At 76.2% G+C, this 10,830-nt stretch carries 2 protein-coding genes; both read left to right on the top strand.

Annotated elements, in window-relative coordinates; all coding sequences use genetic code 11:
- Positions 1 to 8: 8 nt before the first annotated feature.
- On the top strand, positions 9 to 9,743 hold the full coding sequence (locus IE239_RS40735; protein ID WP_308435463.1) for an SDR family NAD(P)-dependent oxidoreductase: 9,735 nt from the start codon (positions 9 to 11) through the stop codon (positions 9,741 to 9,743).
- A 79-nt stretch (positions 9,744 to 9,822) separates the two neighbouring features.
- Positions 9,823 to 10,830: beta-ketoacyl synthase N-terminal-like domain-containing protein (locus tag IE239_RS40730; RefSeq protein ID WP_229878785.1), on the top strand; the 1,008-nt coding region annotated here is incomplete at its 3' end.

The raw sequence follows: 10,830 nt of genomic DNA, 5'->3' as shown, positions 1-10,830 counted from the left end.
CGCGGGCGGTGGTGGTTTCGGGTGCGGCACCGGCGGTCGAGGAGATCGCGGACCGCTTCCGTGGCCTGGGCCGGAAGGTGACGGCGTTGCGGGTGAGCCATGCCTTCCACTCGCCGTCGATGGAGCCGATGCTCGACGACTTCCGTGAGGTCGCCGAGAGCCTGACGTACGGGCGTCCCGAACTCCCCGTCGTCTCCACGGTCACGGGGGAGGCCGCGAGCGCCGAGGAGCTGATGTCCCCGGAGCACTGGGTGCGGCACGTCCGCCGGACGGTCCGGTACACCGACGCCGTCCGCGCCCTCGCAGGGGACAAGACCACGCGCTTCGTCGAACTCGGGCCGGACGGCACCCTCACCGCCCTCGCCCGTGCGTTCCTCGACGACGACCGCAGTGTCCTGGCGTGCACGTTGCGCAAGGACGGGCCGGAGGCGGTGACGCTGCTCCATGCCGTCGCCGCGCTGCACGCGCACGGAAGCAGCCCGGACTGGACCGCGCTGCTCCCCGCCGCCAGGACGGTCGAACTGCCCACCTACGCCTTCCAGCAGCGGCGCTTCTGGCTCGACCCGGTGCCCGGCGCCGGGCGGCGCGCCGGCGGTCATCCGCTGCTCGGCGCCGCCGTGACCCTTGCGGACTCCTCGTCCGTGCTGGCCACCACCGTGCTCTCCACCCGCGCACACCCCTGGCTGGCCGACCACGCCACGGGGGGCGTCACCGTCCTGCCCGGCGCCGCCTACGTCGATTTCGCCCTGCATCTCGGCGCAGCCGTCGGCGGGCACCACGTCGTCGAACTCGCACAGGAACGACCGCTCGTACTCGACGGCGGCGGCCAGGGGCCTGTCGAGATCCAGGTCGTCCTCGACGGCCCGGACGAGGACGGCAACCGGGCGTTCGCCTGCCATTCCCGGCCCGCCCCGGCCGTCGGCGACCGGACTCAGGACGCGGCGGAAGCGGCCGACCGGCCCTGGACCCGCAACGCCCGCGGTGTCCTGGCGCAGGCCGGTGGCACGCCGGAGCTGCCCTGGCCGGACGCGCAGGACGCTGCCTGGCCGCCGCCGGGCGCCCAGGCCCTGGACCCGGACGAGGTCGACGAGATCCACGAGGCGTGGCGGGCCCGCGGGATGGACCACGGCCCCCTCTTCCGAGGTCTCACCGCGGTGTGGCGGGCCGGAGACGAGACGTACGCCGAGGTCGCCGTACCGGAGGAGCTCCGGGCCGACGCCCTGCGGGCCGCCCTGCACCCGGTGCTCCTCGACGCGGCCCTGCACGCGGCCCCCGCGCTCGGCCACCCCGCGGGATTCGCCACGACATGGCGGGACCTCACCCTGTACGCGGCCGGTGCGCAGACGCTGCGGATCAGGCTCCGGCCCCGCCCCGACGGCAGTCTGCGACTCGACCTCGCCGACGAGTCCGGCACGCCCGTCGCCACCGTCGGCGCGGTCGCCCTCACCCCCGTGGAGGAGCTGCCCGCGACCGCCACGTCCCCGGCCGACGACGCCCTGTTCGCCGTCGACTGGACCGCGCTGCCCCCGGCCGCGGCGCCCGCGCACCGGCCCGCGGTGGCCTTCCTGGGCGCCGGACCCGCCCCGGCGGACGCCGACGTCCACGCCGACCCGGACGCCTTCTTCACCGCTCTGGCCGAACCCGGCGCACCCGTGCCGGACCTGGTCCTCGCGTCCTGGGAGAGCGGTGACACGGAACCGCCCGCCGCCGTGCACGAGTCGACAGCCGCGGCTCTGGAACTGCTCCAGCGCTGGCAGGCCGAGGAACGCACGGCCGGCGCCCGGCTGGTCCTGCTCACCCGGAACGCGGTGGCCGTCCGGCCCGGCGAGCCGGTCGCCGATCTCGCGGCGGCCGCCGTACGCGGTCTGGTGCGCTCGGCGCAGTCGGAGGACCCGGGGACCTTCCTGCTCGTGGACACCGACTCCGGCACCGACCCGGAGTCGCTCCTCGCCGCCGTCTGCGAGGCGGCGCACAGCGGCGAGACGGAGATCGCCCTGCGGGCCGGACGCGCCCATGCCGCCCGCCTCGTCCGGCACCGCCCGGACGGCTCCGCGAGGCCGCTTCTCGATCCGGAGCGGACCGTGCTCGTCACCGGGGCGGGCGGCACCGTTGCCGCGGCCGTCGCCCGCCACCTGGCCTCCGCGCACGGAGCACGGCATCTGCTGCTGGCGAGCCGCCGCGGCCCCGACGCGCCCGGAGCCGCCCCCCTGCGCGCCGCCCTCGAACAGGCCGGTGCCGAGGTGACGTTCGTCGCCTGCGACGTGGCCGACCCGGCCGCGCTCGCGGCGCTCCTGGACGCCGTGCCCGAGGAACGTCCCCTCGGCGCCGTCTTCCACGCCGCCGGGGTGATCGACGACGGCGTCATCGCCGCGCTGACCCCGGACCGTCTGTCGGCCGTGCTGCGGCCCAAGGCGGACGCCGCCGCCCATCTGGAGCGGCTCACCCGTGACATGGACCTGTCGGCCTTCGTGCTCTTCTCGTCCGCCGCCGCCACCTTCGGCGGTCCCGGCCAGGGCAGCTACGCGGCCGCCAACGCCTTCCTGGAGGCGCTGGCCGCCACGCTCCGTGCGCAGGGACGGCCGGCGCTCGCCCTGGGCTGGGGCCTGTGGGCCGAGGAGAGCGCCATGACGGCCGGTCTCGGCGACGCCGACCGCACCCGGACGGCCCGTGCGGGCATCGCGCCGCTGTCCACCGCCGACGCCCTGCGCCTGCTCGACCTCGCGTCGGCACAGGACCGCCCGGTGCTCCTGCCGGTCCGGCTGGACCTGGCCACCGCCCGGGCCGCCACCACCCCCACCCCGGCGCTGCTCCGCGACCCCGCCGTCTCCGCACGCCGTACCGCCGGGGCCCCCAGGACGGGCGGACGCCTGGCCCGCACCCTCGCCGCCCTGCCGGCCACCGAGCGGCCCGGCGCCGTCCTGCGTCTCCTGCAGACGGAGATCGCCACCGTCCTCGGTCACGCCCCGGACGCTCCCGCCGCCGACCCCGAACGGGCCTTCCGCGACCTCGGACTCGACTCGCTGACCGCCGTCGAACTGCGCAACGCGCTGCAACGCCGTACCGGCCTGCGGCTCGCGGCCGGCGTCGCCTTCGACCATCCCACCCCGGCCGCGCTCGCCGCCCATCTGCTGCGCTCGCTGCCGGCCGGCGACCGATCCGCCCGGTCCGCCACCGGAACGCCCCGCGCCGCGCACGGCGGCGCCGACGACCCCATCGCCGTCGTCGGCATGGCCTGCCGGCTCCCCGGCGGCGCCGACACGCCCGAGCGGCTGTGGGACCTGCTCGCCTCCGGGGGCGACGGCCTGACCGGATTCCCCGACGACCGCGGCTGGGACCTCACCTCGCTGTACCACCCGGACCCCGACCACGAGGGCACCAGCTACACCCGCACCGGCGGCTTCCTGCCGGGCGTCGACCGGTTCGACCCCGCCTTCTTCGGCATCTCGCCGCGCGAGGCACTGGCCATGGACCCGCAGCAGCGACTGCTCCTCGAGGTGTGCTGGGAGGCCGTCGAGCGCGCCGGCCTCGACCCGCGCACCCTGCGCGGCTCCCGGACCGGCGTCTTCGCCGGCACCAACGGCCAGGACTACCCGGCCCTGCTGCGCACGTCCTCGGACGACGTCGACGGCTACCTCGGCACCGGCAACGCCGCCAGCGTCGTCTCCGGCCGCATCTCCTACACCCTCGGCCTGGAGGGCCCCGCCGTCACCGTCGACACCGCCTGCTCGTCCTCCCTGGTCGCCCTGCACTGGGCGGCCCGGGCGCTGCGCGCGGGCGAGTGCGATCTGGCGCTCGCGGGCGGCGTCACCGTGATGTCGACCCCGGCCGCGTTCCTGGAGTTCAGCCGCCAGCGCGGTCTCGCACCCGACGGACGCTGCAAGGCCTACGGCGACGGCGCCGACGGCACGGGCTGGGGCGAGGGCGCCGGGATGCTGCTGGTGGAGCGGCTGTCCGACGCCCGGCGCAACGGGCACCGGGTCCTCGCCGTGGTGCGCGGCAGCGCCGTCAACTCCGACGGCGCAAGCAACGGCCTGACCGCTCCCAACGGTCCTTCGCAGGAACGGGTGATCCGGGCCGCGCTGGCCGACGCCGGGCTCACCCCCGCCGACGTCGACGCCGTGGAGGGACACGGCACCGGCACCGTCCTCGGCGACCCCATCGAGGCCCAGGCGCTCATGGCCGCCTACGGCCAGGACCGGGAGCGGCCCCTGTGGCTGGGCTCGGTGAAGTCCAACATCGGCCACACCCAGGCCGCCGCCGGAGTCGCGGGCGTCATCAAGACGGTGCTGGCGCTGCACCACGGCGAACTGCCCCGCACCCTGCACGCCGAGCGGCCCTCCAGCCGGGTCGACTGGGCCCCCGGCGCCGTAGCCCTGCTGACCGAAGCCCGGCCCTGGCAGCGCGAGGAGGGCCGCCCCCGGCGCGCGGGCGTCTCGTCCTTCGGGTTCAGCGGCACCAACGCCCACGTCATCCTGGAAGAGGCTCCGTCGGACCCGGTCGCACCCCGCACCGGCGCGCCCGCCCGGCAGCGGCCGGTCGCCCACGCGACGACCGCCTGGCCGCTGTCCGCCCGCACCCCCGAGGCGCTGCGCGCCCAGGCCCGGAAGCTGCTGGACCACGCCGTCCGGCACCCCGAGTTCTCCGCCGCCGACCTCGGCCACTCCCTGGCGACCACCCGCCCCGTCTTCGAACACCGCGCGGTGCTGCTCGGCGCCGGACGCGACGACCTGCTCGCCGAGCTGGCCCGGCTGGCCTCCGGCGCCCCGCGGTCCGACGGGACGGGCACCGCCGCGCGCGGCGGACGCACCGCCTTCCTCTTCACCGGCCAGGGCGCCCAGCGCCCCGGCATGGGAGGCGACCTGTACGCCGCCTTCCCGGCCTTCGCCGACGCCTTCGACGAGGTGTGCGCCCACTTCGGCGCCGACGTCCTCGGCACCGCGCTGCGCGAGGCCGTCCTCGGCGACGCCGGAGCGCTGCTGGAGCGCACCGGTCACGCCCAGCCGGCCCTGTTCGCGCTGGAAGTCGCCCTGTACCGGCTCGTCCGCGGCCTCGGCGTGACCCCCGACCACCTTCTCGGCCACTCCGTCGGCTCCCTGGCCGCCGTGCATGCCGCCGGGGTCCTCTCCCTCCGCGACGCCTGCGCCCTGGTCACGGCACGCGGCCGGCTGATGGACGCCCTCCCCGCCGGCGGCGCCATGATCGCCCTCCAGGCCGCCGAGGAGGAGGTGCTGCCCCTGCTGGACGGCCGCGAACACCGGGTGAGCCTGGCCGCGGTCAACGGACCCCGCTCGGTGGTGGTCTCCGGCGAGGAGGACGCCGTCCGGGACGTCGCCGCCCGCATCGAGGAGAAGGGCCGGCGCACCAGGCGGTTGCGCGTGGGCCACGCCTTCCACTCGCCCCTGATGGAGCCCATGCTCCAGGACTTCCGCGAGGTGGCCGCCACGCTGGAGTACCACGAGCCGCTCATCCCCGTCGTCTCCGACGTCACCGGCCGGCCGGCCCGGTACGACGAACTCGCCTCGCCCGACTACTGGGTCCGGCATGTGCGTCAGGCCGTCCGCTTCCACGACGGCGTGCGCACCCTCCAGGAGGCCGGTGTCCGCCGCTACCTGGAGATCGGCCCCGACGGCACCCTCACGGCCCTGGTCGCCGACTCCGTCACCGACCCCGCCGACACCGTCGCCGTCGCCCTGCTGCGCCCCGGCCAGGACGAGACCGCAACCCTGCTCGCCGGACTCGCACACGCCCACGCCCAGGGCGTCGACCTCGACTGGAGCGCCGCCACCGGTGGCTCCGGCAGGACCGTCGACCTGCCCACCTACGCCTTCCAGCGCGAGCGCTACTGGCCCGCCACGGGCGGCCGGAGCGCGGGCGACCTGGCCGCGGCGGGCCTCGCCGACGCCGGCCACCCGCTGCTCGGCGCGCGCGTCGACCTCGCCGACGCCGGCGGCCACGTCTTCACCAGCCGGCTCTCCGTGACCGACCAGCCGTGGCTCGCCGATCACGCCGTCGGCGGCACCACCGTCCTGCCCGGCACCGCCCACCTCGATCTGGCGCTGCTCGCCGCCGAGCGCACGGGCTGCGACCGGATCACCGAACTCACCTTGGTCGAACCGCTGTTGCTGACCGCCGATCAGGCCGTCGCCCTGCAACTGCGCACCGGCGCCCCCGACGCGAACGGCAACCGTCCGCTCAGCGTGCACTCCCGGCCCGTCGACGCCCCCGCCGACCGGCCCTGGACCCTGCACGCCGACGGCATCCTCGCCCCCGGCGCCCGCCCCGGACCCGACGGCGTCCCGCTCGCCGACTGGCCGCCCGCGGGAGCCGAGGAACTGGCCGTCGACGACACCTACGACCGGCTCGCCGCGGCCGGCTTCGGCTACGGGCCCGTCTTCCAGGGGCTGAGGGCCGCCTGGCGGGTCGACGGCGACGTGTACGCGGAGATCGCCCTGCCCGATCGAGCACACGCCGACGCCGCCCGCTACGGTCTGCACCCCGCGCTGCTCGACGCCGCCCTGCACGCCACCGCCTTCCTGCCGCTGGACGAGTCCGCGCCCGGCCGGCTGCCGTACTCCTGGCGGGACGTGACCCTGCACGCCACGGGCGCCACCGCCGTAAGGGTCCGGCTCGCCCTGCGCGGCGAGGACACCGTCGCCCTCGACGTGGCCGACGCCACCGGGCGTCCCGTCGCCACCGTCGGGTCCCTCACCCTGCGCGAGATCGACCCCGAACGGCTGCGCGCCCGCCCCGACCGGGGCGCGGGCGACCTCTTCCGGCTCGCCTGGCAGCCGCAGCCGCAGCCGGTGACGGGCGACCCGTCGTACCCGGGCGGGCTCACCGTCCTCGGCGACGCCGCCGGCCGGGAGTTCGCCGCCCTGCTCGGCGCCGCCGGAGTCCCCGTCGACATCACCGAGGCCGCCGACCTCGCCGCCCTGGCGGCGGCCCTGACCGACGCCGACGCCGACGCCGACACCGTCCCCGGCGCCGTGCTCGCCGTCGTCCCCCACGACGACGGTCCGCTCGACCGGGCGGGTCACACGGCGGCCCGGCACGCCCTCGCCCTCGTCCGTCAACTGCTCGCCGAACGACGGCTGGACGCCACCCGGCTCGTCCTGGTGACCCGTGAGGCGCTCATGCCGGACGGACCTGCCGGACCCGGGGTGCGCCACCCGGCCGCAGCGTCGGCCTGGGGCCTCGTCCGCTCCGCGCAGTCCGAACACCCCGGCCGGTTCGTCCTCCTCGACACCGACACCGCACCCGCCTCGCTCGCCGCCCTGCCCGCGGCGCTGGCCCGCACCGACTCCCAACTCGCCCTGCGCGAGGGGACCGTGCACCTCCCGCGCATCACCCGTACCGACCCGGCCACCGCCCTGCGCCCCCCGCACTCCGCCCCGGGCGCGGCCTGGCGGCTGGACATGGTCCGCAAGGGCACCCTCGACGGGCTGGAACTCGTCGCCGCACCGGACGCCGAACGCGCCCTCGCCCACGGCGAGATACGGCTCTCCGTCCGCGCCGCGGGCGTCAACTTCCGCGACGTGCTCAACTCCCTCGGCATGTACCCAGGTCCGGCCCGTGACTTCGGCCTGGAGGGAGCCGGAGTGATCACCGAGGTCGGCCCCGGCGTCACCGGCCTCACCGTCGGCGACCGCGTCATGGGCATGTTCCCCGCCGCCTACGGACCCGTGGCGGTGGCCGACGCCCGCACCGTCGCCCGTATGCCCGACGGCTGGACCTTCGCCCAGGCGGCGACCGTGCCGATCGTCTTCCTCACCGCGTACTACGCCCTCGTCGACCTCGGCGGCGTGACCGAGGGCCGGACCGTCCTCGTCCACGCGGCCGCCGGCGGCGTCGGAACGGCCGCCACCCAGCTCGCCCGCCATCTCGGCGCCGAGGTGTACGCCACCGCGAGCCCCGGAAAGTGGGGCGCCCTGCGTGCCGCCGGACTGGACGACGCCCACATCGCCTCCTCCCGCGACCTGACCTTCGAGACCGCCTTCCGCGCCGCGACCGGCGGCCGCGGCGTCGACCTCGTCCTGGACTCCCTGGCGGGCGAGTTCGTCGACGCCTCCCTGCGACTGCTGGCCCCCGGCGGACGATTCCTGGAGATGGGCAAGACGGACGTCCGCGACCCCGAGGACGTCGCAGCCCGCCATCACGGCGTCCACTACCGGGCGTTCGACCTCATCGAGGCCGGACCCGACCGCATCGGCGAGATGCTCACCACCCTCGTCGGCCTCTTCGAGACCGGAGCGCTGACCGCGTTGCCGGTCACCGCGTGGGACGTGCGCCGCGCACCGGAAGCCTTCCGCCACATGTCGCAGGCCCGCCACATCGGCAAGGTCGTCCTCACCGTCCCCGCACCGCTCGACCCGCACGGCACGGTCCTCGTCACCGGTGGCACGGGCGGCCTCGGCGCCCTGCTCGCCCGCCACCTGGTCACCGAGCACGGCGTACGCCACCTGCTGCTCGCCTCACGCCGTGGAGCCGCCGCCCCCGAGGCCGCCCCGCTCGTCACGGAACTGGAGGAGCTCGGCGCCGAGGTGAGCGTCCGGGCAGCCGACGTCGCCGACCGGGACCAGGTCGCCGCCCTGCTCGCCTCCGTACCCGACGGCCATCCGCTGACCGCCGTCGTCCACGCCGCCGGCGTCCTCGACGACACCGTCGTCGGCCATCTCACCCCCGAGCGGCTGGACGCCGTGCTGCGCCCCAAGCTGGACGCCGCCGTCCACCTCCACGACCTCACCCGCCACCTCGACCTGAGCGCGTTCGTCCTCTTCTCCTCGGTCGCCGGCACCCTGGGCGCCCCCGGCCAGGCCAACTACGCGGCGGCCAACGCCTTCCTCGACGCCCTCGCCGGACACCGGCACGCACTGGGCCTGCCCGCCCTGTCCCTGCCCTGGGGGCCCTGGTCCCAGGCCACCGGAATGACCAGCGGCCTCAGCGACGCCGACGTCCGCCGCATGGAACGCGCCGGACTGCCGCCGCTCGCCCCCAAGGAGAGCCTGGCCCTCTTCACCGAGGCCCTGGACCAGCCGGTCGCCGTGTGCCTGCCGATGGCCGTGGACACGACGCGCCTCGGGGCCGAGGACCCGGCGCCCCCGCTGCTGGCCGGGCTGGCCCGGCCCCGCCGCACCGTCGCGGAGCGCACACCCGCCGCCCGGCCGGGCGGCGGGCAGGACCTCGCCGCCGAACTGACCCGGCTCGACGCCCCCCACCGGCACCGCAGGCTGGCCGAGGAGGTCTGCCGCCAGGTCGCCGCCGTCCTGGGGCACGCGTCCGCCGCCCGGATCGACCCGGAGCAGTCCTTCAAGGAACTCGGGTTCGACTCGCTCACCGCCGTCGAACTGCGCAACCGGCTCAACGCCGCCACGGGGGTGCTGCTGCCCGCCACCCTGGTCTTCGACTACCCCACCCCGGCCGTGCTCGCCGACCACCTGCACCGGGAGCACTTCGCGACCGGAACGGACCAGGTCCCGACCGCACCGGGCACGACCGCTCCCCGTCCGGGCGAACCCGACGAGGCGGCCATCCGCAAGCTGCTGACGTCCATCCCGATCACCAGGTTCCGTGAATCGGGGCTGCTGGACACGCTCATGGACCTCGCGTCGGCCCCCGCCCCCGCCGCCCGGACCGGTCAGCAGCCGCCGACCCCGGCCGACGCCGACCACGCCGTCGCCGACGTGGACGTCGACGACATGGACGTCGACGACCTCGTCCGGATGGCCCTGGGCGCCGACGACTGAGCGTGCGCTGCCCCCGTCCCAATCCGTCCAGCCGGTCTGGACCCCTGTCTGCATCGAAGCGCGAAGTGTGGAGCTGAGCATGTCCTCCGAAAAAGTCGTCGAAGCCCTCCGTGCCTCGCTCCGGGAGAACGAGCGGCTGCGCAAGCACAACCAGCGGTTGCAGGAGGCGATGACCGAGCCGGTCGCCATCGTCGCCATGGCCTGCCGCTGGCCGGGCGGAGCCGACACCCCCGAGGACTTCTGGCGGCTCCTCGCCGACGGCACGGACGCCATGACGGGCTTCCCCGCCGACCGCGGCTGGGACCTCGACGCACTGTTCGGACACGAGGGCGACGGCGGCAGCGCCGCCGCCCAGGGCGGCTTCGTCCACGCCGCCGACCGCTTCGACGCCGACTTCTTCGGCATCTCGCCGCGCGAGGCCCTCGCCATGGACCCGCAGCAGCGGCTGCTGCTGGAGGTCGCCTGGGAGACGGTCGAACGTGCCGGCATCGCCCCCGCCGCCCTGCGCGGCAGCAGCACCGGAGTCTTCGTCGGCTGCAGCAACCAGGAGTACGGCTCCGTGCTGCGCGACGTCCCCGACGGCGTCGCGGGCCACATCCTCACCGGCAACACCGGCAGTGTCGTCTCCGGACGCGTCGCCTACACCCTGGGCCTGGAAGGTCCCGCCGTCACCGTGGACACGGCCTGCTCCTCCTCCCTGGTGGCGCTGCACCTGGCGGCACACGCCCTGCGGGCGGGGGAGTGCTCGCTGGCCCTGGCGGGCGGCGTCGCCGTCATGTCCACCCCCGGCGCCTTCGTCGAGTTCAGCCGCCAGGGCGGCATGGCCACCGACGGCCGCTGCAAGCCCTTCGCGGACGCGGCGGACGGCACGGGCTGGGGCGAGGGCGCGGGCCTTCTGCTGCTGGAGCGGCTGTCGGACGCGCGGCGCAACGGTCACCGGGTGCTGGCCGTGATCCGGGGCAGCGCGGTCAACCAGGACGGCGCCTCGAACGGCCTGACCGCCCCCAACGGCCCCTCGCAGCAGCGGGTGATCCGGGCGGCCCTGGCGAGCGCGGGGCTGTCGGCCGCGGACGTGGACGCGGTGGAG

Source organism: Streptomyces humidus (assembly GCF_014649655.1).
GTDB lineage: Bacteria > Actinomycetota > Actinomycetes > Streptomycetales > Streptomycetaceae > Streptomyces > Streptomyces humidus.
This window is presented reverse-complemented; position numbering and strand designations above follow the sequence as displayed.